Genomic DNA, 25,686 nt, shown 5'->3' on the forward strand with positions numbered 1-25,686 from the left:
TGCGGCGTGTCAGCCGCCGCCGATCCGCGAGGCGAGGTCGGCCACCAGGTCTTCCAGCTGATCCAGACCCGAATTGGTCCCCTCCTCGAAGCCGCCGCCCAGGTGCATCTTCGCCATCTCGTCGCTGGCGAACAGCGTGTGCAGGGTCAGCTTCGTCTTCCCGTCCACCTCATCGAAGGTGACGGTGACGACCATCATCTTCTCGCCGTTGAAGCCGTTGTCGTAGACGATCTTCTGGTCCTGCACGATCTCCAGATAGGTCCCGCCGAAGGGCTCGTTCGGCGCCCCGCTCGGCCCGGTCATGGCGAACTTGAACGCACCGCCGACGCGGAAATCGATCTCCGCGAAGGTCACCGGCCAGCCGACGGGGCCAAACCACTTCATGATGTGCTCGGGCCGCGAATAGGCCTCGAACAGCAGGGAGGCCGGGGCGTCCATGACGCGGGTGATGGTCAGTTCGCGGTCGATGGCGGGGTCGGTCATCAGGCGTCTCCGATACGGGCGGCGATCATCGGCTCAAGCCAGGCGCCGCGGGTCAGGATATTCAGGTGGGTGGTGTTTGGCAGGACAGCGAGCTGGGCGCCGGGGATAAGCCGCGCCATCTCGGCGGCATGGTCGATGCGTACGAAGTCGTTGTCGCCGATAGCCAGCAGGGTCGGCGTCTTCACCGCCCGCAGTTGCTCCGGCGACCAGCCGGTCCAGGCGCTGAGCATGGCGTTGGTCTTGGTCAGTACGCGATCAAAGGCCGTGGGATCGGGCGCGGTACGCCGGTAGCTGGCCTGCCAGGACGCGAAGTCCGCCTCGGTGGGCAGGAGAGCCGTCAGTTCGGGCGACGGCTGCTGGATCTCGCCCCGCTGCAACTTCACGAGCTCCGGCTGATAGCCGTCCAGGGTGTAGCTGATGCTGATGGCCGACACGGTCCGGGCCAGGTCGGGCCGGCGCACCGCCATGTTCATGGCCACCATGCCGCCGAGGCTATGACCGACGAAATGCGCCTGTTTCACGCCCAGATGCGCCAGCACGCCGGCAGTATCGGCGGACATGCGGTCCAGGCTGGGCGCGCTCTCTCGGTCGGCCGTATGGCCGTGCCCCTGCTGCTCGATGGCGATCAGCGGTCGGACCCGCGCCAGCCGGGCCAGGAAGCCGTCCGGGAACGCCGTCTCGATGGTCATCATCCCGCCGTGCAGCAGCACGAAGGGCGGCAGGCCAGCCAGCGGCCCGCCGTGGACCTCGTAATAGACCTTCAGGCCATCGACCTTGGCGTAGCCGGTGGTCGCGGTCTCCGCGGCGAATCCCTTCGTCGCCAGCCCCGCGCCCAACAGGGCCCCTGCCCCCAGAACCAACCGCCGATCCACGCGGTTCATGACGCCTCTCCCTTGGCCTGGAGCTCCTTCACATAGGCTTCGAGTTGATCCAGGCTTTCGTCCCAGAACCGGCGATAGTCGCCGATCCAGCGGGCCGCCTCAGCCAGGGGCTTGGCGTTCAGCCGCACGGGCCGAAACTGGGCGTTACGGCCCCGCGAGACCAGCCCCGCCCCTTCCAGCACCTTCAGGTGCTTGGAGATGGTCGGCTGGCTCAGCGCGAAGGGCGCGACCAGTTCATTGACCGTCGCCTCCCCGTCCGCCAGCCGCGCCAGGATTGCTCGCCGCGTCGGATCGGCCAGGGCGCCGAACACCCGATCCATCTGTTGCGTCGCCGCCTGCATATATCGTCATCCAGCTATATTGCTAATTATCTATATTTAGATGCCGCCCGACGTCAAGCATCTCCCTCTCTTCCCGACGTGGAGGAGGAAAAGCTCAACAAACGCGCAGTTACGCCCTTCCCTCTCCGGGCGCTCGCCGCACCATTGCCCCCTCTCCCCACACGCCTAGGCTCCGTCCAGGGCCAAACCTCTGGGTGACTTCCACCTGAGCATCCGCAGCGACCTTTCCGACGAGGCCCTCTCAGACATCACCGCCCGCGGCTATTCCCGGCGCAGCAGGGCCGCCTTCGGCGCGACTGTGGTGAAGCTGAACCTCTAGGCCGCCGCCGCCCGGCTCTGGCGGGCGAGCTGACGGAAGGAGATCAGCCGCTCGCTGGCCTCGTCCCACAGGGACAGCGGCACGGCGCGAAGGCTCTGCGGCACCGACAGGCGGCTGGAGTCGCGCAGCTCCGGATGATCCTTCAGGACGGCGGGCAGCCGATAGAACGGAATGCGGCTGGAGATGTGGTGCACGTGGTGGACGCCGATATTGGCGGTCATCCAGCGCAGCGGCTGGGGCAGGTGATAGTGCGAGGCGCCCTTCAGCGCCGCGTCGGTCAGGTCCCAGGCGTCGCGGCGGGCCCAATAGGTGTCCTCGAACTGGTGCTGGACGTAGAACAGCCAGACGCCGATGGAGGCGGCGATCACCAGGGTCGGCAGGTTCACCAACAGCAGGGCCTGCCAGCCGGCCAGCAGGGCGACGATGGTGAGGAATGTCGCGATGGCCAGGTTTGTGCCCATGGCGCTCAGCCACGGCCGCCAGCCGCCGCGCATCAGGCCGCTGGGCAGGCGCTGCTCCAGCAGGAAGACATAGGCCGGACCCAGGCCGAACAGCACCACCGGGTGCCGATAAAGCCGGTAGCCGATCCGCCGCCATGGCGGCAGGGCGCGGTATTCGTCCACCGTCAGGGTCAGGATGTCCCCTAACCCGCGGCGGTCGAGATCGCCGGAGGTGGCATGGTGGATGGCGTGGGTCTGGCGCCAGCAATCGTAGGGGGTCAGGGTCAGCACCCCGATCACGCGGCCGATCCAGTCATTGGCGTGACGATTGCGGAAGAAGGCCCGGTGGCTGCAGTCATGCTGCACCATGAACAGCCGCACCAGGAACAGGGCCGCCGGAACCGCCAGCAGCAGGGCCAGCCACCACAGCCCGAAGTGCGACGCCACCCAGGCCCCGCCCCAGATCGCCGCCAGGGGCGCGGCGGTGATCACGATCTCCAGGATCGAGCGTCCGGTGTGCGGCTGCTGATAGGCGGCCAGGCGCTGGCGCCACGGGCGGGTCTCGGTGGTCGGCAAGGGGTGACTCGCGAAGGTTGGACACCCGACATACCACCGCGATTGAGTCGGTTTGACGTCTGCCCGGCTTGCCTCGGCTGCCGCCCCTCCGCGTCAGGTGGACTGCGTGTTGTCGGGCAGGTTCAGGATGCGCTTGGAGATGATGTTGTTCTGGATCTCCACCGAGCCGCCATAGATCGACATCGCCTTGCCCGACAGCCAGCCGCGCACGGTCTCGATCTCTTCCTGATTGAACTCCGCGCCCTGCCAGCCCAGGCCCTGGTGGCCCATGATCTCCAGCGTGAGCTCGGCGCGTCCCTGGGACACCACCGTGGCGGAGTTCTTCAGCACCGAGGCGCCGTTGGTGGCGCCCGACGCTTCCTTCGATTCCGCCACCACCCGGGCCAGGGTCAGGCCGTGGATGCGGGCGTCCATCAGGTGCTTGGTCAGGCGGGTGCGCAGGTCCAGGTCGGCGATGCGGCCGTCGGCGTCGACCTCCACATAGCGCTTGGCGATCTCGTTCAGCGGTACGGTGCGGCCACCGCCGCTCGTGCCCGTCTGGCTGGCCCGTTCATGCTGCAGCAGGCGCTTGCCCACGGTCCAGCCGCCGTTCAGGGGACCCAGCAGGCCATTCTTCTCGGCCCGCGCCTCCGTGAAGAAGGTCTCGCAGAACGGCGAGGCCCCGGCGATCAGGGCGATCGGCCGCGGATCGATGGCCTTCTGGTGCATGTCGATCAGCATGAAGCTGATGCCCTCATGCTTCTTGGCGGAGAAGTCGGTGCGCACCAGCGCGCCGCACCAGTCGGAGTACTGGGCCCCGCTCGTCCACGTCTTCTGGCCGTTGATCACGTAGTGGTCGCCGGCGTCCTCGCACTTCATCTGCAGGGAGGCCAGGTCGGAACCCGCGCCGGGCTCGGAATAGCCCACGCACCACTGGACATCGCCGCGCACGATGGGCGGGATGTGCTGCTGCTTCTGCTCATTGGTGCCGTAGTCCATGATCGTCGGGCCGATCATGGTCACGCCCATCCCGAACATCAGCGGATTGAAGGCGCCGATCTTGGCCATCTCCTGGGCCAGGACACGGGCGTGTTGGGGCGACAGACCGCCGCCGCCATATTCCGCCGGCCAGGTGGGGGTGGCCCAGCCCTTCAGACCGATGGCCTTGCGCCAGGCCTTGAGCTCGGCGTTGGTGGTGGTCACCTCGGTCGCGGCCAGGAAGCCCTTGCCCTTCAGCGAGGCCGGGAAGTTGGCCTCCAGCCAGGTCTTGGCTTCGCCACGGAATTCCTCGAGGTCGAGGTCGCCTCCGAAATCGGCCATATCGTTCTCTCCCGCGGATCGTTCGTTGGCCCTAGTCTAAGCCTCTGAAACGGCGCGCCAAGTGTGACGTTGCGGCAGCGCGCAAACGAAAACCGCCGGCGCTGGGGGGACCAGCGCCGGCGGCTTCAAAACCCTACAGCGTAGGGGGCTCTTACATCGAGGCGACTTGGCTCGAACCCTCGGTGCGGGCCAGCTGGCGCAGTTGCACCTTGGCCGAGCGCACGGCGCCGGTGACGCAGGCGCGGTAGTCAGGGGCGTAATCGTTGGTCGCCTTGCAGACGGTGTCGGCGGCGGCGGCGATGTCGGCCGAGATTTGCTCGTTCGAGCGGCCCGCCAGGGCGACGCGGACGCTGGCCACTTGGGTGCGGCCGTCTTCCAGCTTGGCGAAACGGACCGGCGCGGCGTTGGCGGCCACACGGGCGCGGTGGATGGCGTAGAAGTCGCTGTTGGCCTTGTGGACCGAGGCCGACCAGCAGTCACCGGCGGGAGCGCCACAAACCGTCGTGGCGGCGTCGCGGATTTCAGCGCGGACCTGGGCCACGGTCTTGCCAGTCAGGGCGATGCGGACGCTCTCGACGTTCACCGAAGGCGCGGCCTCAGCGGCGAACGAAGGGGCGGCGAAGGCGGCGACGGTGGCGGCGACGGCGAAAGCAGCAAAGGTCTTCATGGATGTTCTTCCCGACTGTGTTTTGCGTGTTGGTGAGTAATTGAACTTGTCGAGAACGCTTTTGGGGCAATCGATTTAAACTGTGGTTTATCAACACAGTGAATAAGGTTTTAATCAAATCTGTATTTTACGTTACTTCATATATACACAAACAGACGCCCGACCGCGCAGGCGCAGGCCCGCATCTGCAGGGTCAGAGAGTCCGCAAATAGCTTGTCGGTAAGGGATCAGGCGGTCGGGCGGCCATCGCGCCGCGCCGGGGTTACTCTTCGCAGTGGTTGCCCACCGAGACGTTGAGATCGGTCAGCAGGCCGTTTTCCAGCGAATAGACCAGGCCGTGGACGCAGAGGTTCTGGCCGCGCGTCCAGGCGTCCTGCACGAAAACGTCGGTGGCCACGTTCTTAACCTGGCGGATGACGTTCAGCTCGCACAGGCGGTCCAGGCGCTCGCCCCGGGTGCCCAGCTTGTCGAGTTCGCAGCGGTGCTCCTCGTGCACCTCGCGGATCGGGTGCAGCCAGTGATCCACCAGGCCGCGCCGCTCGCCGTCCACCGCCGCGGCCACGCCGCCGCAGCCGTAGTGACCCACCACCATGATGTGCTTCACCTTCAGCACATCGACCGCGAACTGCAGAACCGACAGATAGTTGGCGTCCTGCGGCGGGGCGAGGTTGGCGACGTTGCGGTGCACGAACAGCTCGCCCGGATCGAGATCGACGATCTCGTTGGCCGGCACCCGGCTGTCGGAACAGCCGATCCACAGATAGTCCGGCGCCTGCTGGCCCTTGAGCCTCTCGAAGAAGCCGGGATCGGCCGCGACCTTGCGCGCGGCCCAAGCCTTGTTGTTCGCCTTCAGGTCATCGAGCATGGCCGCGCCATACGCCCGCCAAGCCGAGGCCGCAACCCCCGACTCAGCCTTCGCGCGGTCCCGGCCAAGCCTCTCTGGCCCCCTCCGCCGCCACAGACATGCCCACACCGTCGCTGGCCCGAACCGGCAGGCCGGTGGGGTCGAAGCCGTCCAGGCAAAAGACATTGACCTCATACAGGTCGCGCGCCGCGCGCTTGCGGTGGAAGACGTAGATGCCGCAGGTCCGGCAGAAATGGTGCCGCGCCCGGTGAGTGTTCCACTCATAGGCGCCGAGCTGGTCCTCCCCCGACAGCACCGTCAGGAGATCGGCGCGCACCCGCACCATCCGCGCGTTCTTCTTCACGCACAGAGAACAGTCGCAGGCGGTCAGGTGATCAATCTCCGCCTCGATGGCGAAGGTCACCGCCCCGCAATGGCAGGAGCCGAGATGACGGGTCATGCGGGTCCCCGGTCGCGCCTCCCGGGACGGGAGGCGCTCGAGGATACGCTCTAGAGCATGTCAGGCGCAGGTGGGAACCGGTTCGCCGCCCGGACAGGCTCTAACGTCAAGGAGATAGACCCTTTTTGTCCGGGTCAGGTTGTTTCAACCTGACCCGGAAAGGGTCTAGGCCAGGCCCACCAGGGCGGCAAACACCATCACGGTACCCACCACGCCGACCGCCCAGGCCAGGGGCCGCACCATCGGTACGCCGAAGATGTAGAGAACCGCGTGGACGACCCGGGAATAGAAGAACAGCTGCGCGCCCAGCACCGTCGTGCCGTTGGACACCCCGGCGACAGCCGCCACCAGCACCAGGGGCGCGAACATCGTCAGCCCCTCGCGGTGATTGTCCACCACCCGCTTCATCCGCGCGTGGAAGCCGCTCGGCGGCGGCAGGTCGTCGCGGGAATTGGCCAGCGGCACCGCGCCCTGGGACCTGATGCCCACCAGGGCCTGGACGAAGACCAACACGAAAAGCAGGCCGACCGAATAGGTCAGCATCGTCAGTTCAACACTCATGATTTCCGCCCCGAATGCGCTTCCTGCTGAAGCTTCACCTTGGGAGGTTCAGCCCGCCGGGCGGCGACGTCAACCTTTCCGGGCGACGGGCGAAATCTCGACCGGCAGCTCCGCCAGCAGGTCCGGCAGGGCGCGCCAGGCGATGTCGCCGCTGGCCTGCGTCCAGGCGATGAACCTGTCCAGGAACCGCCAGGCCGCCTCATCGTGATCGAGATGGTGGGTCAGCAGGCCGACCGGCGCGGCCCAGAGTCCCGCCTGCCGCCGCTCGGCGAGCAGCTCGCGCAGGCGCTCCAGAATCCTGCCCTCGCCGCGGAACCGCGCGCCCCCTCGCCAGCGCAGCAGGTCGACATGGGTGTCCACCCGGGGCGCCTTCTCCAGCGGCGCGGTCTCGGCCCAGGCTGACCAACCGATATAGCCGCAGTCCTGCAGCACCGCCGGCAGCTCGGGATGGATGTCGTTCCAGGGCGGCACGAACACCTGGACCGCCCCCGGGAGTCCGGAGACCTTAGCCCAGCCGGCCCGCATCTGGGTGGCGACCCGAATCCGCATCCAGGCGTGGGGGAATTCCCCAGCCGCGGGGCCGTCTCGGCGGTTCTGGTGGTCCACACCGTGCTGGGCGACGCTGACCAGAGTCTCTCCCGCCAGCCGCGCCGACAGGGCTTTCAGATCCCCGTCGGGGATCACCGCCAGGGTGAGAGGCGTGTCGTGGGCCGCCGCGGCGGTCAGCAGCCGATCGAGCTCCGCCGACGGTGCGCGGGCGTCGTCGTCGCGCCACCACAGCACGGGCTTGCGGCCGGCTTTACGCCAGCGGCCCAGTTCCTGTTGCAGCAGCAGCCAACGCATGGGCCTGAATGCACTCTCCACTGCCGACCCCGCCCGACGACGCCCGCTGACAGGAATGACGCCGCGTGAGGCGCCACCCCTCATGATCACGACCAAATTGCCGCAAGGGCGCTTGTCGCCTCCGACCGAAGCGGGGCATCTGAGGGAAATATAGGCGATCGCCCAACGTCTCTTGAGTCAAAGCCCTGGAAGACCCCGCCGCCCCCATCGATCTATTGAGCGTGTACCTGGAGAAGCGGGCCAATCTCGTGCGCTTCTTCGCCGCCCGGCTCGGCTCCGTGGCGCTGGCGGAAGACCTCGCCCAGGATCTGTATCTCAAGGTCGCAGCCCTGGACCCGGCCGAACCGATCCTGAGTCCGTCGGCCATGCTGTTTCGCATGGGCTCGAACCTGATGCTGGACCGGCTGCGCAAGGAGCGGCGCACGGTGGTCCGTGACGACGCCTGGATAAAGACCGAGCGTACCTCCATCGGCGGTGAGGACGTGGTCGATGACCCTCCGGCCGACGAGGCCCTGGCCGGGCGCCAGCGGCTCGCCCAACTCACCACAGCCCTGGAAGACCTGCCGCCGCGCATGAGGCGGGCCTTTCAGCTTCACAAGCTGGACGGTCTCAGCCACGCTGAGACGGCGCGGGCGATGGGAATTTCGATCAGCGCGGTGGAAAAACACATCAGCGGCGCCCTGAAAACTCTGCTGGCGAGGCTGGGATGAAACGGAAAACTCGCCTCACAGGCTTTTTTCACCCGTTGAGTGGGGGGTTCTCCAGCTTGGCGACGTCATGGTGTCAGGGAGGCGGAGTCACCCGCCGGGGTTGCATGGTCCGATGAACGAGTCGCTGCAGGAAGGGATCGACGCCACGCGCGACGCCGCAGCCGACTGGTTGATGCAGATGCGCGCGCCACAGGCCGACGAAACCGATTGGCTGGCCTTCGAGGCCTGGCTGGGAGCCTCCCCAGACCACGCTGCGGCCTATGACGCCGCGATGGCCCTGTGGGAAGAGCTGGACGCCGCCGGCCCGGTCCTCAAGGCCGCCTTGGATCCGCACGGCCCCGGCGCCCGTCGGCAACGTCCGCCGCCGCCGCTTGGCGCGTCGCGTCGCTGGACCATGGCCGCGAGCCTGGCCGCTGCGGCCCTCGTGGTGGCCGTCGTCCCCTGGCGCGACATCACCGCCCCCACCACGGTCTACGCCACAGGCAAGGGCGAGCGCCGCACCGTCACCCTGGCCGACGGCACCCGCATCGACCTAAACGCCGGCTCCAAGATCAGCGTCAAGCTGGGCAGCCGTGAACGTCGCGTCGTCATGGAGGACGCCGAGGCGGTGTTCGATGTGACCAAGGACCCCAAGCGGCCCTTCGTGATCGCCAGCGGCGACCGCACGGTCCGGGTCGTGGGCACTCAGTTCGACGTCCGCCGCCGCGACGGCCGCATCGCGGTCACCGTGGCCCGCGGCATCGTGGAGGTGCGGCCCGCCGCCGGCGCCTCCGGACAGGCCATCCGGCTGACCCCCGGCCTGCGCCTCGACCATGTCGAGGGCGCGGCCCATTCCGAACTCAGCAAGGTCACCCCGCAGGAGGTGTTCGACTGGCGCACCGGCCGCCTGGTCTATCGCAACCGCCCCCTGGAGGAGGTGGTGGCGGACATCAACCGCTATACCGAGACGCCGCTGAAGCTCGCCGACGCCCGGACCGGCCAGATCAGATTCTCCGGGGTCCTGGTGCTCGACGACCATCAGGCCGTGGTGCGGAGCCTCGTGATGCTCGCCCCAATCACTTCCGTTAACACCCGAGACAGCATACTGCTTCGCGCCCAGTAACACTGATACTTCGGCGGGGTGCATCGTCATATCGGGTCGGCGCCGCGAAATTCGTTTCGCCCTGACAGGCCTTGTCCTCTCCGCCTCACTGGCGGCAGGGGCTTCTGAGGCCGCGCCTGCACGCCATCGGTACGCCATCGGTCCCAAGCCGGTCTCAGAGGCCCTGATCGACCTCGCCCTGTCGTCCAGCATCTCCATCGGCGGCGTCGCGGCCTGCGGCGGGCGAACCTCGGGCCTGTCGGGCGACTTCACTCTCAAGGCCGCGCTCACGCGGCTCACCGCCGGGGCGGGATGCCGCTTTGAGATCATCGACATCCATACGGTGAGGATCCTCCCGGAGGCGCCGGAGGCGGCCGGCGCTGCGCCGACGCCGTCGAAACCCGGCCCCCAGCCTCTCCCCGACCCAGTCGCGGAGATCCTGGTCACCGCCACCAAACGGCCGGTGGCCTATGACCGGCTGCCGGCCTCCCTCAGCCTGATCTCCGCCAGCCAGCTCCAGATCACCGGCGCGACCGATGCGGCCGGAGCCGTGCGCCAGGTGGCCGGGGTCACCATGACCAATCTCGGTCCGGGCCGGGACAAGATCCTGCTGCGCGGCCTCTCCGACGGCGCCTTCACGGGCCGCACCCGGTCCACGGTCGGCACCTTCCTCGACTATGTGCCCATCACCTACAACGCCCCCGACCCCGACCTGCGGCTGGCCGACGTGCAGGCGATCGAGGTCCTGCGCGGCCCCCAGGGCGCGCTCTATGGCGGCGGCTCGCTCAGCGGCGTCTACCGGATCATCACGCGCAAGCCCGAATTCAATCTGCTGCAGGGGGCGCTCACTGCCGGCGCCGCCTGGACCGAGACCGGCTCCCCCGGCTACGAGGCCGAGGGCATGGTCAACCTGCCCCTGGTCCACGACCGCGCCGCCCTGAGGCTGGTGGCCTATACCGAGGTCGAGGGCGGCTATCTCGACGATGTGAACCTGCGCCTCTCCGACGTGGACCAGACCAAGCGGATCGGTGGCCGCCTGGCCCTGGCGGTCCAGATCAACGACACCTGGAGCGTGACGGTCGGCGGCGCCGTCCAGCAGCTGGATTCCAACGACACCCAGTACGTCACGCCTGGCCCCAACCGCCTGCGACGCGCCAACCGGATCCGCGAAAGGCATAAGAACGACTTTGGCGAGGCGGCCGTCACCGTGATCGGATCTGGCGACTGGGGACGGCTGGAATCCTCCACGGCCTATGTTCGCCACGCCTATTCCAGCCTCTACGACGCCTCGGCCGCCCTCAACCTCTACGGATCCAGCACGGCGGATCTGGGAGTCTTCGAGGAGTACACCAAGGTGGACATGGTGGTGGAGGACGCGGTGCTGACCTCCCCCGGCGACAGCCGGCTGCAATGGCTCGCCGGGCTCTACGGCGCCTGGACCCTGGAGAAGAGCCCGTCGGTCCTGCGGGTGCGCGCCACCGCCGGGCCGCCCGTACCGGTCTATGTCGACGACCGCAGCGACCGGCTGATCACCTCAGCGGTCTACGGCCAGGCCTCCTACCGTCTGGCCCGCGGCTGGACCCTGGCGGCGGGCGCCCGGGTGTTCGAGACAGACCTGCGCACCAGTTCCGCCGTCCAGGCCCCCCTGACCGGCGCGACGCGCGCCTTCACCCGCAAGGCCCAGTTCAAGGGATGGTCGCCTCAACTCACCCTGCAACACGACTTCCAGAGCGGCGCCATGCTCTACCTGCTCGCTTCCGAGGGCGGCCGACCGGGCGGGTTCAATTCGGGTGGCATTTCGGCCCCGGCCCCGTCGCGCAAGACCTTTCAGCCCGACCGCCTGCGCAACTTCGAGGTGGGGACTAAATTGCGCCTCTTCGACCGCCGGCTGAGCGTCCAGTCGGCGGTCTTCTACGACCTGTGGAACAACATCCAGACCGACCAGTACCTGCCGTCCGGCCTGCCCTACACCGCCAATGTCGGCGACGGACGCAATATCGGGCTGGAGATCGAAGCCACCTGGCGGCCGACCACGACTCTGACCGTCCAGGCCAACGCCCTGCTGAATTCCTCCAAGGTGACGAAGGTCAATCCGATCTTCGCCACCCGCGTCCAGGACCGCCTGCCCGGCGTGCCTGACGCGTCCGTCGGCGCCCTGGCCACCTATGAGCGACCCTTGCGGGATAACCTGTCCCTGATCCTCACCGCCGAAAGCGGCTATGTCGGCCGGTCCCGCCTGACCTTCGATCCAGCCCTGTCGCCGGAGATGGGCGGCTACATCGCCAGCAAGCTGTCGGTGCAGCTGAAAGGCCCCGACTGGCGGGTCGCCGCCTTTGTCAGCAACCCGAACAACACCCAGGGCGACACCTTCGCCTACGGCAATCCCTTCAGTTTCGGCCAGGTCCGCCAGGTCACCCCGCAGCGTCCCCGAACCCTCAGCCTGCTCCTTTCGCGCACATTTTGACGCGACCCCCTGAGGGGTAAGGATCATGGCGTCGTCATGCCTAGGACGGTCAATAAACCGTCGCATATCGTTCGCCGGGGGGCGAGGGAAGGTTCGTGATGACCAGGTTGTCCGCGTTGGTGTGTGTCCACAACGAAGAAGCGCGGCTTGCCGACTGCCTCGCGCGTCTGGCCTTCTGCGACGAGATCGTTGTGGTCGCCGACCGCTGCACCGACCGGTCTGAATCCATCGCCCTGGAATACGGCGCGCGCGTCGTCAGCGGCAGCTTTCCTCTCGAAGGCCCCCGCAAGGAGGCCGGGATCGCCGCCTGCTCCGGCCAATGGGTCATCGAGATCGACGCCGATGAGTGGGTCAGCGTCCAGCTCGCCCAGGAAATCCGCCGGACGGTGGAGAACATCTCGCAGGGCGACTACTTCCAGATCCCCGTGGACAACTATGTCGGACACCGCCTGGTGCGCCAGGGCTGGGGCGGCTCCTTCGGCACCTCGTCGGTGGCGAGGCTCTATCGCAACGGGGTCAAGCACTGGAAAAGCCAGCGCGTGCATCCCGGCGTGACCTTCACCGGCGTCCTGGCGGGCTCGCTCACCACCCCGATCAAGCACACGGTGGACGACGACATCGGCGACATGGTCGATCGCTTGAACCGCTACACCGCCCTGCGCGCCCAGGACCTGGCCGACATCGGCCAGCCGGGTGGGGTCGGCGACAACGTGTTCCGCGGCTTCCGCCGGTTCTACAAGTGCTTCGTCTCCCGCAAGGGCTATCGCGAGGGCGAACTCGGTTTCCTGATCGCCCTGATGGCCGGCGTCTATCCGGTGCTGTCCTGTCTGCGGGCCCGCGAGATCCTGGCGGTCCGCGCCCTGGCGGCCCAGGCCTCCCTGGTGGAGCTGCGTCCCGGCGATCTACAGCGCACCGCGCCATTGCGCGAGGTCGCCGCCTAGCTTCGCTATGCTAGTCTGAACCTGACCCGTCCCCGCGCATTGAAGCGAAGTCGGGTATCAGGAGACGTCCATGCGTTCGGTTTTGTTGGCGGCGTCCGTGGTGGCGCTCGGTCTGTCAGCCTGTAGCCAGGGCGTCTCCGATCCGTTCGCGGGGTTCGGCCCCAAGCCCGCCCTGCCGACCCCCACCAAGAGCGCCCTGCCGACGGTGAACGTCGCCAAGTTCGTGGGCTGGCCCAAGGATGGCGCGCCCAAGGCCCCGCCCGGATTCGTTGTGACGCGGTTCGCCGACGGCCTGGACCACCCCCGCTGGCTGCTGGTCCTCCCCAATGGCGACGTGCTGGCCGCCGAGTCCTCATCCGAGGCCGGCAAGCCCCAGGGTTTCAAGGACTTCATCGCCCAGCTGATCCAGAAGCGCGCCGGCGCCCTGCAGGTCAGCCCCAACAAGATCATGCTGCTGCGGGACTCCGACGGCGACGGCGTGGCCGACACCAAGGCGGTCTTCGCCCAGGGCCTGAAGCGTCCCTTCGGCATGGCCCTGGTGGGCGACACCCTCTACGTGGCCAACGACGACTCCATCGTCGCCTTCCCCTATGCGGAAGGCCAGACCCAGGTGCAGGGAACCGGGACCAAGGTCTTCGACCTGCCGGGCGGCCCGATCAACCACCACTGGACCAAGAACATCGTCGCCAGCCCCGACGGCCAGAAGCTGTACGCCACGGTCGGCTCCAACTCCAACGTCGGCGAGAACGGCCTGCCGGCCGAGGCGGGCCGCGCCCAGATCGTCGAGTTCACCCTGCCTGAAGGCCCCAGCCGCACCTATGCGACCGGCCTGCGCAATCCCAACGGCATGGATTGGGAGCCTGTCACCGGCAAGCTGTGGACCGCGGTCAACGAACGCGACGAGCTCGGCGACGACCTGGTCCCCGACTACATGACCAGCGTCACCCCGGGCGGCTTCTACGGCTGGCCCTATAGCTACTACGGCCAGCACGTCGACATCCGCGTCAGCCCGCAGCAGCCCGACCTGGTGGCCAAGGCCCTGGTCCCCGACTACGCGCTGGGTCCCCACACGGCCTCGCTGGGCCTGACCTTCTACCGGGCCGACGCCTTCCCGGCCGCCTACAAGGGCGGGGTGTTCATCGGCCAGCACGGCTCCTGGAACCGCAAGCCGCTGAACGGCTATCGCGTGGTCTTCGTGCCCTTCGCGGGCGGCAAGCCCGCCGGCCCGCCGCAGGTCTTCCTATCAGGCTTCCTCAACGCCAAACAGCAGGCCCAGGGCCGTCCGGTCGGCGTGGCGGTGGATAACACCGGCGCCCTGCTGGTGGCTGATGACAGCGGTGACATCGTCTGGCGCGTGGCCAACGCCACCCCGCCGCCCGCGCCCGTCGCCGCGCCGTCGAAACCCTAGAAGCTCTTGCGGATCCGGAGATTCCAGACCCTGCCCCAGCGCAGGTCGCGGACGTCAGTATAGAGCAGGGCGCTGCGGTCGCGCGGCCCCGCATAGACCTCGCGGATACGTTCGGCGCTGCGCTCGGTGACATTCAGCAGCTCCAGGCGCACGCTGAGGTCAGGCTTGGGCTTGTATTCGCCGAACAGGGTGACCCAGGTGTCCAGCTTGCGGGTCTCGATCTCCGACAGCCGATAGGCCCTATCGCGCCAGCCATAGAAGTCGTTAGCGTTGGACCCGCCCTTGTTGACGTCGATCCCCCAGTTTGATTTCCACCGGGCCAGGTCCTGGGTGAAGTGCAGGTCCCACTCCATGTGGCGCAGGCCGGAGATCTCGCGGGCCTGCAGGGTCAGCGGATCAGTCACCTCCGAACGCCGCCACACCGCCTGGGCCTTCAGTTGGGCGGCCGGGATATGGAAGCGGTCCAGCGGCAGGCTGAGGCTGGCCTGGACCTCATCCTTGGTCCCCTCCCCGATATTGCCCGGGGCGTCGGCGACGCTGCCACCGGCTCCGAAGATCGGCGCGCGGTCGATGACGTCGGTGAGCTCGTAGTGGCGCAAGGTCAGGATCGCCGCCCCGCTTTTCCAGAACCGCTGCTCGACGGCGGCCTCCACCACCCAGGCCTGCTGCGGCGACAGGTCGGGATTGCCCGCGATCACCGTGCCGGTGCTGGCCACCGAGGACGGGGCCACGAAGTCGTCGAAGTTGAGCTGCCCGACCTCACGCTCGACCCGCAGGCGCACCTGGGTCGTCGGCGTCGCCGACCAGGTCACCGCCACCCGGGGCTTGGTGAACTGCAGCTGCTTCTCCAGCAGCACGTCCCCCTCCGAGGAGATGGTGGAGCGCTCCTGGCGCAGGCCGGCCTCGACGGTGATGGCCTCGCTTGGCCGCCAGGTGGCTGTCCCGAAGACCTCGCCGCGCTTCTCGGTCACCAGGACGCTGGCCGCCGGCACGCGCACCTTGGCTCCGTTCTGGAAAAGGGTCGTCGTGTTGTCGAGCTTGTTGTAGGCCCCCTCCGCCCCGAACTCCCAGGTCAGGGTCGGCGATTGGGCGAAGCGTACATGGCCGCGCCCGACGCTCTCGGTGGTCTTCCGATCGCCCTCGAACTGACGGATCAGGTTTGCGCCTTCGAAGCGGGACTTGGTGTCGTTGTTGTTCCACTGCTGGAACGCCACGGCCTCCAGGTCCAGGCGCGGCGTCAAGTGGCGGGTGTATCGCCCCCCCACCTCGGCCTGCAGCCGGTCCATGGTGTCGTACTGGTATTCCTTGCCGCCCGGGAAGCGCAGGCGATCGGTGACCTCCGCCGAATAGGGGGTCATCATATAGGCAGCGTTCAGACGCAGCTTGCCGCCCGCCAGCGGGGTCTCATAGGCGCCGGTGGTCCATTGCTTCAGGCCTTTCCCGTCAGCGTCGACATCGGAGAGGATCAGGGTCGAGCCGTTCGCCGCCGTGCGGATACGTCGCCCATCGCCCAGCTGGTCGTCGGGCCCGTAGCCCAGGATGATCGAGGCCTCAGCCGCGCGGCCTCCGGCCCAGCGCCACTGGCCCTCCGCGCGGAAACTGCCCAGGGTGCGGCCGTCATAGACGAAGTAGGCGCCCGTCGTGGTCGCCCCCCGGAAGCCCGCGGTCGACTTGCGCACCAGGTTGACCACCACCGTGCGGCCCTGCATGTCGATGCCGGGCGCGCCGCCGCGGATCAGGTCGACATGAGCCACGGCGCCGGCCGGGATGCGCTTGAGGATCTCGTCCAGGGCGTCGTTCTTGGCCACCGCCGGCTCACCGTCGATCAGGACGTTGCCGCCCGATCCGGCCAGGCCGCGGACCACCGTCCCCTTGTCGAAGGAGAAGCCCGGCACCCGGATGACCATGTCATAGGCGGTCGAGGGCGAGGCCTCGGCGAAGAAGCTGGCGGGATAGGCGATGACGCCGGTTTCGGAGGTGGCGGCCTTCGCGGGCGTCACGTCGGCCGACGGCTCGGCCGCGGCTAGAGCGGCCACTGCCGCCGCGATCATCAGCATACCCATCACGCGCCCTCCCCGGGAACCGGGACGGTTCTGGCTTACTTCGTAAGCTCTCGCCACCCAGCTTCACCTCGATGGGACGATTCGCCCCGCCGTGCGGCTTTGGCGTAACAAGGTCGGCGGTTCAGACCCGCCCGGTGACCGGGATCAGGGCGCCGGTGACCGCGCTGGCGGCGGGCGACGCCAGGAACAGGATCACCGCGGCCAGCTCGTCGGGCGTCACCCAGCTTGCGAAATCGGCGTCGGGCATGTCGGCGCGGTTGGTGGGGGTGTCGATGATCGAGGGCAGGACGGCGTTGACCGTCACCTGCCCTTTCAGCTCCTCGGCCAGGCTTTCGGTCAGGCGGTGGACGCCCGCCTTGGAGGCGGCGTAGGCGCCCATGCCGGCGCCGGACTTCACCGCGCCATTGGCCCCGATGTTGATGATCCGGCCCGCCGCGCTGGCCTTCAGGTGCGGAATGGCCGCGCGGCTCGCATTGGCCGTCGTCTTGACGTTCATGGCGTAGAGCCTGTCCCAGACCGCCGGGTCGCCGTCGGCGTGGGTCTGCCAGGCGAAGCCCCCGGCCACATTGATCAGGACATCCAGTCCGCCCAACCGCGCGGCGGCCTCATCGACAGCCGCCTTGGCCGTGTCGGGATCGGTGAGGTCGACGCCGGGCAGCGCCACGGCGTCCGGCCCACAGGCCTCCACCAGCCCCTCGGGCGCGGTCTTGGAAAAGTCGATGAGGGCGACCTTGGCCCCCTGCCCGGCCGCGGCGCGGGCGACGGCGGCGCCGAGGATGCCGAATGCGCCGGTGACGGCGACGATGCGTGGCTGGCTCAAGTCAGACCCCATGTCAGCGAGGCTTCCTTCTCCCGCACGGGGCGAAGGAAGCCAAGCCGATAGGAGATTAGAGGCGTTCGACGATGGTCACGTTGGCCATGCCGCCGCCTTCGCACATGGTCTGCAGACCGTACTTGCCGCCGCTGGCTTCCAGGGCGTTCAGCAGGGTGGCCATCAGCTTGGTGCCCGAGGCGCCCAGCGGGTGGCCCAGCGCGATGGCGCCGCCGTTGACGTTGATCTTGTCCCGCGAGACGCCCAGCGAGTGCATGAAGGCCACGGGCACGGAGGCGAAGGCCTCATTGACCTCGAACAGGTCGATGTCGTCGACGGTCATGCCGGCGCGCTTCAGGGCGCGTTCGGTGGCCGGCAGCGGGGCTTCCAGCATGATCACCGGGTCATGGCCCAGCAGGCTCATGTGATGGATGCGGGCCAGCGGCTTGACGCCCAGTTCCTTCAGGCCCTTTTCCGAGACGATCATCACGCCCGAGGCGCCGTCGCAAATCTGGCTGGAAGAGGCCGCCGTCAGGCTGCCGTCCTCGCGCAGCAGCTTCACGCCCTTGATGCCCTCGAGGCTGGCCTCGAAGCGGATCCCTTCATCGACGGTGTGCAGGGTCTTGTTGCCCTCAGCGTCGGTCACCTCGATGCCGACGATCTCGTTCTTGAAGGCGCCGGCCTGGGTGGCGGCGATGGCGCGCTGGTGGGACTGGAAGCTGTACTCGTCCAGCTGGTCGCGGTTCAGGCCGTATTTCTTGGCGACCATCTCGGCGCCGACGAACTGGCTGAACTGGATGTTGGGATACTGTTCCTGGATGCCGGGGCTCATATAGGTGCCAAAGCCGTTCTGAGCCGGCAGGGCGGCCGACAGGCCCATCGGCACGCGGGTCATGCTCTCGACACCGGCGGCGATGACGATGTCCATGGTGCCGCTCATCACGGCCTGGGCCGCGAACTGCAGGGCCTGCTGCGAGGAGCCGCACTGGCGGTCGACGCTGGTTCCGGGGACGCTCTCGGGCAGGCGCGAGGCCAGCACGGCGTTGCGCCCGACATTGATCCCCTGCTCGCCCACCTGGCCGACGCAGCCCATGATCACGTCCTCCACCAGGGCCGGGTCGGCCTTGGTGCGGTCGATGAGGTCATTGAGGACATTGGCGGCCAGATCGACCGGATGCCAATCCTTCAGTTTGCCACCCTTGCGGCCGCCGGCCGTGCGTGAGGCCGCGACGATATAGGCTTCGCCCATGGTTCCGCTCCCTTTGGAAATGCGCGTCTGTCGCGCGTCGAAATTCACTCTAGGCGGGCGCCGTCAGGTAAGCCAACGGGGCCCGGCACGGCGCCAGATTACAGCGGCGGCGAATTGGGCCACAAGCATCCTGGCCAAGCCGTGGAACCCGACGAATGACCCTCAAGCGCCGCGTCGACTTCCTCGCTCACCTGCTGAAGGCGGCGACCCAGCAGCATCACCGCGAACTGATCCCGGTGTTCGCGCCGCATGTCCCGCGCGAAGGCGTGGTGATCGATGTCGGCGCCCACGCCGGGCAGTTCTCCAAGCTCTTCGCCCGCATGGCCAGCCAGGGCCGGGTCTACGCCTTCGAGCCCTCGGCCTATGCCCGCTCGATCCTCATCAGGTCCCTGGCCTTCAACCGGCTGAGCCACGTCCAGGTGGTCCCCATGGGCCTCTCCGACGCCCCCGGCGAGCTGATCCTGCACACCCCGATCAAGGCCCGCGGCGGCCTTGGCTTCGGCATCGCCCACTTCGGCGAGGATGGCCAGGACACCCGCGACACCATGGACCAGGTGGTCCCGCTCACCACCCTGGACGCCTTCGCGGAACAGCAGGGTCTCACCCGCCTCGATTTCCTGAAGGCCGACGTGGAGGGCTGGGAGGTCAATGTCCTGAAGGGCGGCCTCAAGACCCTGGCCAAGCACAAGCCCGCCCTCTTCCTGGAAATCTCCGACGCCTCGCTGGCCCGCGCCGGCGCCAAGCCCATCGACATCTGGGACCTCCTGCGCCCCCTCGGCTACCGGGCGCTCCGGGCGCCCGACTTCGTGGCGGTGGACGGCTATGCCGGCGTCGAGGACTACCTGTTCGTGGCGGACTAGACCGGCAGAAGGCTTCCCAGCCGCTCAGTGTCCAGCTTGAAGCTCGTCGGCAGCACCCGCGGGTTCGGCTTCTGCAGTTTCAGCGCCTTGGCGCCGCGCGCCACCGCCAGCTTGCCGAGCGCGCCCGGCGAAAACCCGTTCTGGATGCGCGGCCGCTGCGCGCCCAGCCGGCGGCGCAGGACGCCGTTGGCATAGATCACATTGGCGCGCATCAGGGCCTGGGGCGTCATGAATTCGATGGACAGCGAGACGTTCAGCATCGGCCCGTTCTCGATCCGGTGCGGCGCGTTCTGGGCCCAGGTGACCATCTTGCCAGGCGTCAGGTCGTAAACCGCCGCGCCCTTGTCCCAGGCCGGATTGAAGGCGAACTGCTCGGCGGTCTCCTTCAGGACGATCTTCTCCAGGGCCTCGTCGCCCACATAGGGATCGGCCACCGGATAGACCCAGACCCGCTTCTGCCCGCGCAGCTGCCACAGCGACACCAGCGGCACGTCCAGATGGTAGAAGACCTGGGCGTTGGCCGAGGAAATCAGCATCCCCAGGTCGCGCTTGAAGGTGCGCAGACCCGGCGCGTGGGCCTGCTTCTCGGCGAAGATCTCGTCGCCCAGGGCGGCGTATTCCGGCAGGTGCAGGTTGGTCTCGCGCAGGTTCAGCCAGATGCGCCCTGACTGGGCGGCCTCCAGCAGCTTGGAGCCCGAGAGCGTCCCGGCCGATCCCCGGCGCCAGGTGGTCCAGGCCTCCGGGTCCTCGCCCATGGTGAAGACCCCCAGCTTCTCGCGCGGATAGCGGTCCAGCAGCTCCTCCAGCCCCGCGTCGCCGAACAGCGGCCGTTCGTGCAGGCCGTGCTGGAAGGTCAGGTTCTGCTTGGTGAAGGCGCAGCCCTTCTCGGGCGTCCAATCCTTGATGATGCTCATGTCGGAGCCCTCAAACCGTAGAAGTGAATCTTGAAGGGACCCCACCACAGGGTCTTGCCCAGGCCGCGCGCGGCGCGGTCCAGGGTGAAGGCGAAGCGCGGGCTGCTGACCAGCCCTTGCAGGCCCGCCAGCAGGCCAAACACGCCGGCCTGCAGCACGCCGATCACCATCCAGCGCGCCATGCCCACGCGGTCGGGCGGCGTCTGGGCGGCGCAGTGGCTGGTGGGGCCCTGGCCATAGGCGAAGGCGCGCGCGATCGTGTAGTCCAGGGTCAGGCGGTTCGGTACGGGATCTTCCCAGACCCAGGCGGCCGGCGCCCAGGCGAACCTTGCGCCGGCCGCCTGCATCCCGCCGAACAACAGGTCGTCCTCGCCGCCGATGTGGTTGCGGATCGCCGAGAACGGGGCCTTGGCGTCGGGCAGGCTGGCGCGGCGCAGCAGGCTGTCGCCGCAACCGTAATAGTGATCGATCAGCCCCTCGGCCGGCCCATCGCCGACCCGGGAGAAGAACCATTCCAGATAGGCGCGGTGCTTGACCACCCCGGCCGGCGCCCGGCCCCGCACGGGTCCGAACACCACGTCGGCGTCGTACCTGGCCTGGACAGCCAGCAAAGCCGCCAGCCAGCCGGCCGGCGCCTCCTCGTCGTCGTCCAGGAAGGCGATGAAGTCGCCCCGCGCCTTGGCCATCGCGGCGTTGCGCGCATTGGCGACGCCGGGCCGCGCCTCATGCACATAGACCACCGGGAACGGCGCCTCGGCGGCCAGGGTCCTGGTCAGCGCTTCCGCGGACGGAACCTGGTCGTTGTCCACCACCACCAGCTCCAGGGTCGCGGGATCCACGCCCGTCTGGAGGAAGGTGGAGCGCGCAGCCGTGGCCAGTCCGTCCAGACGCCGCTGGGTGGGAATGATCAGGCTGACGCGCGGCGTGGTCATGGGGTCAGACGGCCTCGAGCTCGGCGGGCGCCCGGCGCACGCGGGCGCCGATGGCCTGGGCCAGGCCCAGGGCGCGGCCGGTGAAGGACAGTTCGGAACTGGCGATGATGTCCAGGCGGCGGCGTAGCTTGCCCACCGCGCCCTGGCCGTGCGCGCCGGCGAGAGTCCAGGCCTGCTCTGACATCTGGGCCGCGCGGCCGCCGAGGTTGGCGGCGGTGGCCACGCCCTCGCCAATCCTCCGCGTGGTCAGGGCATAGGGCCGCTTGTAGTGCTCGTGGCCGGGGCCGAGGTCATAGGTGGTCAGGCCCATCTGGGGCATGGCGGCGATGGCGCGGCCCAGGAACACCTGACCCGGCGACCAGGCGCCCAGCTCCGGATCGGTCGAGGCGATCCACGGGTGATAGATTCCGCCCTGGCGGATGCCGAAGTGCCCCGCCACCAGCCGCTCGCCGGCATAGAGGTTGACCATCAGGCCCTGGAAGTCGCCCGCTTGGCGCTCGAACAGGTCCTGCAGCAGACCTTGCGTCCAGTCGGCGTTCAGGAAGCCGTGGGCGCCGGTGCGGGCCAGCTGCTCGCGCTTCCAGCGTAGCAGGGTGTCGAAAGCGGTCTGGTCGAACTCGGCGCGGATCGACAGCGCGCCGACCTCGCGGTCCAGCTTGTGGTCCAGGCGGCGATAGTTCTTGAAGCGCTTGGGGCTGGCGGCGCGCAGGGCCTCCAGATAGGCCTCGGCGGTGGTCTCCAGCGCGATGACGAAGCTCTCGCGCTCCACGGCGCCGAAGCCCGCGAAGGCCATGTTCGGATCGGTCAGGCCGGTGAAGCGGTAGACCGACAGGCCGGCGGCGGCCAGCGCCTCATCGGAGTCCAGGCCCGGCTCGGCCACCAGGCCATGATAGTCCGACAGCGGCGCGCCGATCGGCCGGGCATAGCTGCCCGGACGCCGGTGATAGGCCAGGAACCCCGCCGTCCGGCCCGGCCAGCGCCAGACCGTGACCCGCGCGTCGGCGCGCACCTTCCCCACCGCCTGAGCGAAGTCGGGGCCCATCAGCGGATTGGCGAATTCCGGCCGGCTGGCGCACAGCCTGCGCCAGGTGGAGATGTCGGCCTGCGAAAGATCGCTCGGATGAAAGGTCTCGGCGCTCAGCATGGTCTCAAACCCTAGCTTGTCCCGGTTAGGGAAAGGTGGATCAGAGCGCTGCAATCCACATGCCTTGAGACGTGTCCCGTTTCGCGTCAGGCGCGAGTGGACGGGGACCTGGCTCCCCTTGCGGGGTCGACAAGCTCAACCCCCTGCGTCATCCCGGCCGGAGCGAAGCGGAGAGCCGGGACCCAGGGGCCGCAATCAATCCCCTGGGTCCCGGGTCTCCCCTGCGGGTCGCCCGGGATGACGGGTGTTGTTGTTTTGGGAGCGGACCGCGATCCCGCAAGGGGAGAAGGGCGCAGAAAACCCAACACCCGAGAAATCTGGAGCCAGGCTGCGCTAGCTGAAAGCAGCCTTCAAAATCGTCTCAAGCCACCGGGCGTCGACCTCGTCGAAGGCCGCGGGCTCCGTGGCGTCGACGTCGAACACCGCGATCAGCTCGCCCGCCGCATCGAACACCGGGACCACCACCTCGCTGGCCGACCGGCCGTCGCAGGCGATGTGGCCGGGGAAGGCGTGCACATCGGGCACCAGCTGGGTCTGTCCGGTCGCCGCCGCCGCGCCGCAGACCCCGCGCCCATAGGCGATCCGCAGGCAGCCCAGCGTCCCCTGATACGGCCCCACCACGAGCTCCCGGTCCCTGTCGGGATCGACCACGTAGAAGCCGGTCCAGAAATAGTGCTCGAAACTGGCGGCCAGCATGGAGGCGATGGTGGCCATCCGCGCCGTGCGGTTGGGCTCGCCGTCGAGCACAGACGCGATCTCCTGCGCCACCGTCGCATAGCGGGCGGCCTTGTCGTCGGGCAGGGTCAGGTCGTTGAAAGCTTCGGCCATGGGAGCCGTATACAGTCTTCTAGCCGATCGCCACCAGACGCCGCGCGCTCTTGCGGGTCACCACCGCTTCAAGGTTGCGCGCGATGCGGTCGGCCTCCACCGGGTCCATCTCGATCTGGCCCAGCAGATTGCGGATGGCGTCGAAGTGGATCTCGATCACCGCCGGGTCGCAGGCGTCGGGCCCGCCCATGGCGTCCACATAGGCGATCAGCGACTGCGACGCCCGCTCCACGGTCTTGTCGCGCACCTGGCGGGCGCGGAAGGTGGTGTGCTGCATGACCCGGTAGGTCATCTGCAGGGTGGCGCGATCCATCCCGCCGCGGGCGGCGATCAGGCGACGCATGGCCTCCAGCTCGACGCTGATGGTTTCGCGGGCCACTTCGCGTTCGACCTCGTCGGCCACCTCTTCGGGATCGCAGGTGCGGCGCAGGGGGCCGGAATAGTTCAGCTCCACCTTTCGGCGGCGGTCGGGGCCGACATAGGCCTCGCTGATGATGAAGTGCCGGGGCTTCCTCAGCACCAGCTGAATCCTCGACAGCAGGGCGGCGGGCGTGAAGGGCTTGATCACGAACTCATTGACCCCGGCCAGGCGGGCGATCTGCACGTCGCGCTCGCTGCGCTGGCCGGTGACCATCACCACCGGGACCTCGGGGTTGGGCACCAGGGGGTCGGGATAGATGGCGGCCCGACGGATGGAGCGGACCAGTTCCAGGCCGTCCATCACCGGCATGGCGCTGTCGGTGAAAATGATGTGCGGGCAGCGATGGCGCAGCAGCTCGCGCGCCCTCTGGCCGTCGACCGCCGTATAGACCTCCCCCACCCCGCCGGCCCGCAGCACGTCGGTGATCAGGCGCAGGGTGTTGGAATGGTCGTCGACCACGAGGATCTTAAGACCCGAAAGATCGTCGGGCGTCAGGTTCGAACTTGGCAGCAGTCGTTGCGAGCTCATCGGCCCCGAAAATCCCCAAACCTTGGCGAACATGATCGGTCAGCGTTGAGATCGGGTTTATGGCGACCGAAAAATGTCGGGTGGTCGACTCCGGCTATCGGAGAACGTGGGCGGCCAGGGCCTTGGAGGACGGCTGGACCTGGTCGGCGATGCTGTGCAGGTCGGCGGAGAGCCGCACCTCACCTGCTTCCCCCGGCGGCTTAGGGTCCGCCTTCGGCGCCGAAGCCAATGCCGGCTTTCGACCTTTATCGGACATTGAAGTAGGCGAGAGCGGCGTTACAAGCTCGCGTATGCTGAATTTGACTTTTCACGAAGTGGACGAAACCCGTTGGGACGACTTCGAGCGCCTGTTTGCGAGCCGCGGGGGCCCAAAATCCTGCTGGTGCATGGTCTGGCGAGCGACCGGTCTCGAGACCAAGCAAACAAAAGGTGCGGAGCGCAAGGCCGCCATAGAAGCCAGGGTTCGCAATAAAACTCCGATCGGGATTCTAGGCTATTTGGACGATGAACCTGTCGCTTGGTGCTCCATCGCGCCTCGGCCGACATACCGTCGCCTTGGAGGGCAGGAAATCGCCGGTGAGAAGCCGGACAGCGTTTGGTCGCTGGCGTGCTTTTTCGCGCACCGCAAGCTTCGTGGACAAGGGGTCACCTCGCAGTTGATAGACGCCGCAGTCGCGCACGCGCGCGCCAAAGGCGCGAGCGTCGTGGAAGCCTATCCGGTCGAACCAGGGTCCCCGAGCTACCGCTTCATGGGTTACTTGCCCACCTTTGAAGCGTCGGGTTTTGATCATGTCGCCGTGGCTGGTACGCGCCGACACGTCATGCGGTTGAAGCTTCGCTGACAGGAACGTCGGAACCCCACCCATCTCTGACGTTCCCAGGGTCAGCTCATCGGCCGTCGCCGCCGCGCCCGCTGCATCGCCGGACTTCAGTTTGCGAGCACACGCTCCGGAGTGTCTTGCGGCAAAGCTCGACCCGTGACTTTAGGGACCCATGCCGCTCTATCGCGCCACCGCCGCCGACCTGCCCGCCATCGTCGACCTGGTGAATTCCGCCTATCGCGGCGAGACCTCCCGTCAGGGCTGGACCACCGAGGCCGACTATCTGGAGGGCCAGCGCACCGACCTGGCCACCCTGGCCCGCGACCTCGCCGAGACGCCGGGCGCCGCGCTGTTCATGTGGCGCGACGATCCCGACACGCCCCTGCTGGGGACCGTCTGGCTGGAGCCTGCAGAAGCCGGCGTCTGGTATCTGGGCATGCTCACCGTCCGCCCCGACCTGCAGGCGCGGCGCCTGGGCCGCACCCTGCTGCACGCCGCCGAGGCGGTGGCGCAGGCCAAGGGGGCGCGCCGCATCCGCATGACCGTGGTCAATATCCGCGACACCCTGATCGCCTGGTACGGCCGCCGCGGCTACGACTCCACCGGCGAAACCCGGCCCTTCCCCTATGGCGACAACCGCTTCGGCGATCCCCTGCGCGACGACCTGGCCTTCGTGGTGCTGGAGAAGGCGCTGTAGGGCCACCAATATCCGCTCATCCCGGCGCAGGCCGGGACCCAGATTCATCCACGGCGGCCGCAGGCGATCTTCCTGTAGCGCTGGGATTCACCTGACAGAG

Annotated in this window: 26 protein-coding genes and 1 pseudogene; 9 read left to right on the forward strand and 18 right to left on the reverse strand. The window is 68.0% G+C overall.

The genetic code is table 11. The annotated features are described in order from the left end of the window. Positions 1-9 precede the first annotated feature (9 nt). From JKL49_RS14390 to JKL49_RS14435, 10 genes are all read right to left on the reverse strand, one after another. The gene (locus JKL49_RS14390) at positions 10-483 is read right to left on the reverse strand and encodes an SRPBCC family protein (protein WP_215341311.1); all 474 of its coding nucleotides are present in this window, start codon (positions 481-483) and stop codon (positions 10-12) included. Then, positions 483-1,364 carry an alpha/beta fold hydrolase gene (locus JKL49_RS14395; RefSeq protein WP_215341312.1) on the reverse strand — a complete coding sequence of 294 codons (882 nt, stop codon included), beginning with the start codon at positions 1,362-1,364 and terminating at the stop codon, positions 483-485. The genes JKL49_RS14390 and JKL49_RS14395 overlap by 1 nt, the downstream gene beginning before the upstream one ends. Continuing rightward, positions 1,361-1,705, reverse strand: a complete 345-nt coding sequence (locus JKL49_RS14400; RefSeq protein WP_215341313.1) for an ArsR/SmtB family transcription factor — start codon at positions 1,703-1,705, stop codon at positions 1,361-1,363. Before JKL49_RS14400 ends, JKL49_RS14395 begins: the two co-directional genes overlap by 4 nt. 315 nt (positions 1,706-2,020) lie before the next feature. After that, positions 2,021-3,040, reverse strand: coding sequence for a fatty acid desaturase (locus JKL49_RS14405; protein ID WP_215341314.1), 1,020 nt, complete (start codon positions 3,038-3,040; stop codon positions 2,021-2,023). Positions 3,041-3,133: 93 nt separating this feature from the next. Continuing rightward, positions 3,134-4,339 carry an acyl-CoA dehydrogenase family protein gene (locus JKL49_RS14410; protein WP_215341315.1) on the reverse strand — a complete coding sequence of 402 codons (1,206 nt, stop codon included), beginning with the start codon at positions 4,337-4,339 and terminating at the stop codon, positions 3,134-3,136. 151 nt (positions 4,340-4,490) lie between these two features. After that, the gene (locus tag JKL49_RS14415) at positions 4,491-5,006 is read right to left on the reverse strand and encodes a hypothetical protein (RefSeq protein WP_215341316.1); all 516 of its coding nucleotides are present in this window, start codon (positions 5,004-5,006) and stop codon (positions 4,491-4,493) included. 262 nt (positions 5,007-5,268) lie between these two features. Continuing rightward, entirely contained in the window at positions 5,269-5,871 is a 603-nt protein-coding gene (locus JKL49_RS14420; protein ID WP_215341317.1) for a carbonic anhydrase, read from the reverse strand. Positions 5,872-5,914: 43 nt separating this feature from the next. Further along, positions 5,915-6,310: a GFA family protein gene (locus tag JKL49_RS14425; protein ID WP_215341318.1), complete on the reverse strand. Its 396-nt coding sequence runs from the start codon at positions 6,308-6,310 to the stop codon at positions 5,915-5,917. 165 nt (positions 6,311-6,475) lie between these two features. Continuing rightward, on the reverse strand, positions 6,476-6,871 hold the full coding sequence (locus tag JKL49_RS14430; protein WP_215341319.1) for an MAPEG family protein: 396 nt from the start codon (positions 6,869-6,871) through the stop codon (positions 6,476-6,478). 69 nt (positions 6,872-6,940) lie between these two features. After that, the gene (locus JKL49_RS14435) at positions 6,941-7,714 is read right to left on the reverse strand and encodes a polysaccharide deacetylase family protein (RefSeq protein WP_215341320.1); all 774 of its coding nucleotides are present in this window, start codon (positions 7,712-7,714) and stop codon (positions 6,941-6,943) included. A 248-nt stretch (positions 7,715-7,962) separates the two neighbouring features. Between JKL49_RS14435 and JKL49_RS14440 the strand changes: the two genes are divergently transcribed. From JKL49_RS14440 to JKL49_RS14460, 5 genes are all read left to right on the forward strand, one after another. Continuing rightward, positions 7,963-8,424 carry an RNA polymerase sigma factor gene (locus JKL49_RS14440; protein ID WP_347340388.1) on the forward strand — a complete coding sequence of 154 codons (462 nt, stop codon included), beginning with the start codon at positions 7,963-7,965 and terminating at the stop codon, positions 8,422-8,424. Between the two features lie 112 nt (positions 8,425-8,536). Further along, positions 8,537-9,526 carry a FecR family protein gene (locus tag JKL49_RS14445; RefSeq protein ID WP_215341321.1) on the forward strand — a complete coding sequence of 330 codons (990 nt, stop codon included), beginning with the start codon at positions 8,537-8,539 and terminating at the stop codon, positions 9,524-9,526. A gap of 322 nt (positions 9,527-9,848) precedes the next feature. Further along, positions 9,849-11,969, forward strand: a complete 2,121-nt coding sequence (locus JKL49_RS14450) for a TonB-dependent receptor (RefSeq protein WP_347340389.1) — start codon at positions 9,849-9,851, stop codon at positions 11,967-11,969. Between the two features lie 98 nt (positions 11,970-12,067). Next, positions 12,068-12,910: a glycosyltransferase family 2 protein gene (locus JKL49_RS14455; protein ID WP_215341322.1), complete on the forward strand. Its 843-nt coding sequence runs from the start codon at positions 12,068-12,070 to the stop codon at positions 12,908-12,910. Positions 12,911-12,980: 70 nt separating this feature from the next. Then, positions 12,981-14,318 (forward strand): PQQ-dependent sugar dehydrogenase, encoded by a 1,338-nt coding sequence (locus JKL49_RS14460; protein ID WP_215341323.1) that lies wholly within the window; start codon positions 12,981-12,983, stop codon positions 14,316-14,318. Here the strand turns inward: JKL49_RS14460 and JKL49_RS14465 are convergent. The 3 genes from JKL49_RS14465 to JKL49_RS14475 form a co-directional block, all read right to left on the reverse strand. Further along, positions 14,315-16,381, reverse strand: coding sequence for a TonB-dependent receptor plug domain-containing protein (locus JKL49_RS14465; RefSeq protein WP_215341324.1), 2,067 nt, complete (start codon positions 16,379-16,381; stop codon positions 14,315-14,317). The two genes, JKL49_RS14460 and JKL49_RS14465, sit on opposite strands and share 4 nt — an antisense overlap. A 121-nt stretch (positions 16,382-16,502) precedes the next feature. Then, positions 16,503-17,201: an SDR family NAD(P)-dependent oxidoreductase gene (locus tag JKL49_RS14470; RefSeq protein WP_430700819.1), complete on the reverse strand. Its 699-nt coding sequence runs from the start codon at positions 17,199-17,201 to the stop codon at positions 16,503-16,505. Positions 17,202-17,268: 67 nt separating this feature from the next. Further along, on the reverse strand, positions 17,269-18,441 hold the full coding sequence (locus JKL49_RS14475) for an acetyl-CoA C-acetyltransferase (RefSeq protein WP_215341326.1): 1,173 nt from the start codon (positions 18,439-18,441) through the stop codon (positions 17,269-17,271). 155 nt (positions 18,442-18,596) lie between these two features. Between JKL49_RS14475 and JKL49_RS14480 the strand changes: the two genes are divergently transcribed. Continuing rightward, positions 18,597-19,301, forward strand: coding sequence for an FkbM family methyltransferase (locus JKL49_RS14480; RefSeq protein ID WP_215341327.1), 705 nt, complete (start codon positions 18,597-18,599; stop codon positions 19,299-19,301). On the opposite strand, the gene JKL49_RS14485 is transcribed toward JKL49_RS14480, so the two are convergent. From JKL49_RS14485 to JKL49_RS14495, 3 genes are read right to left on the reverse strand one after another with little or no spacing between them, the layout of a single operon-like run. Then, positions 19,298-20,215, reverse strand: a complete 918-nt coding sequence (locus tag JKL49_RS14485) for a hypothetical protein (protein ID WP_215341328.1) — start codon at positions 20,213-20,215, stop codon at positions 19,298-19,300. The two genes, JKL49_RS14480 and JKL49_RS14485, sit on opposite strands and share 4 nt — an antisense overlap. Then, complete coding sequence (locus JKL49_RS14490; protein WP_215341329.1) at positions 20,212-21,147, reverse strand: glycosyltransferase family 2 protein; 936 nt, start codon at positions 21,145-21,147, stop codon at positions 20,212-20,214. The genes JKL49_RS14485 and JKL49_RS14490 overlap by 4 nt, the downstream gene beginning before the upstream one ends. 4 nt (positions 21,148-21,151) lie before the next feature. Then, complete coding sequence (locus tag JKL49_RS14495) at positions 21,152-22,291, reverse strand: GNAT family N-acetyltransferase (RefSeq protein WP_215341330.1); 1,140 nt, start codon at positions 22,289-22,291, stop codon at positions 21,152-21,154. A 149-nt stretch (positions 22,292-22,440) separates the two neighbouring features. Between JKL49_RS14495 and JKL49_RS21040 the strand changes: the two are divergent. After that, a pseudogene (locus tag JKL49_RS21040) lies at positions 22,441-22,533 on the forward strand (hypothetical protein); the annotation flags it as partial. A gap of 91 nt (positions 22,534-22,624) precedes the next feature. Here JKL49_RS21040 and JKL49_RS14500 read toward each other — a convergent pair. Then, on the reverse strand, positions 22,625-23,119 hold the full coding sequence (locus JKL49_RS14500; RefSeq protein WP_215341331.1) for a GAF domain-containing protein: 495 nt from the start codon (positions 23,117-23,119) through the stop codon (positions 22,625-22,627). A gap of 19 nt (positions 23,120-23,138) precedes the next feature. Next, the gene (locus JKL49_RS14505) at positions 23,139-24,068 is read right to left on the reverse strand and encodes a response regulator (RefSeq protein WP_215341332.1); all 930 of its coding nucleotides are present in this window, start codon (positions 24,066-24,068) and stop codon (positions 23,139-23,141) included. Between the two features lie 59 nt (positions 24,069-24,127). Between JKL49_RS14505 and JKL49_RS14510 the strand changes: the two genes are divergently transcribed. Beyond that, the gene (locus JKL49_RS14510) at positions 24,128-24,910 is read left to right on the forward strand and encodes a GNAT family N-acetyltransferase (protein ID WP_215341333.1); all 783 of its coding nucleotides are present in this window, start codon (positions 24,128-24,130) and stop codon (positions 24,908-24,910) included. A gap of 151 nt (positions 24,911-25,061) precedes the next feature. Further along, positions 25,062-25,586 carry a GNAT family N-acetyltransferase gene (locus JKL49_RS14515; protein WP_215341334.1) on the forward strand — a complete coding sequence of 175 codons (525 nt, stop codon included), beginning with the start codon at positions 25,062-25,064 and terminating at the stop codon, positions 25,584-25,586. The last annotated feature ends 100 nt before the right edge of the window (positions 25,587-25,686 follow it).

Source organism: Phenylobacterium glaciei (genome assembly GCF_016772415.1).
Lineage (GTDB): Bacteria > Pseudomonadota > Alphaproteobacteria > Caulobacterales > Caulobacteraceae > Phenylobacterium > Phenylobacterium glaciei.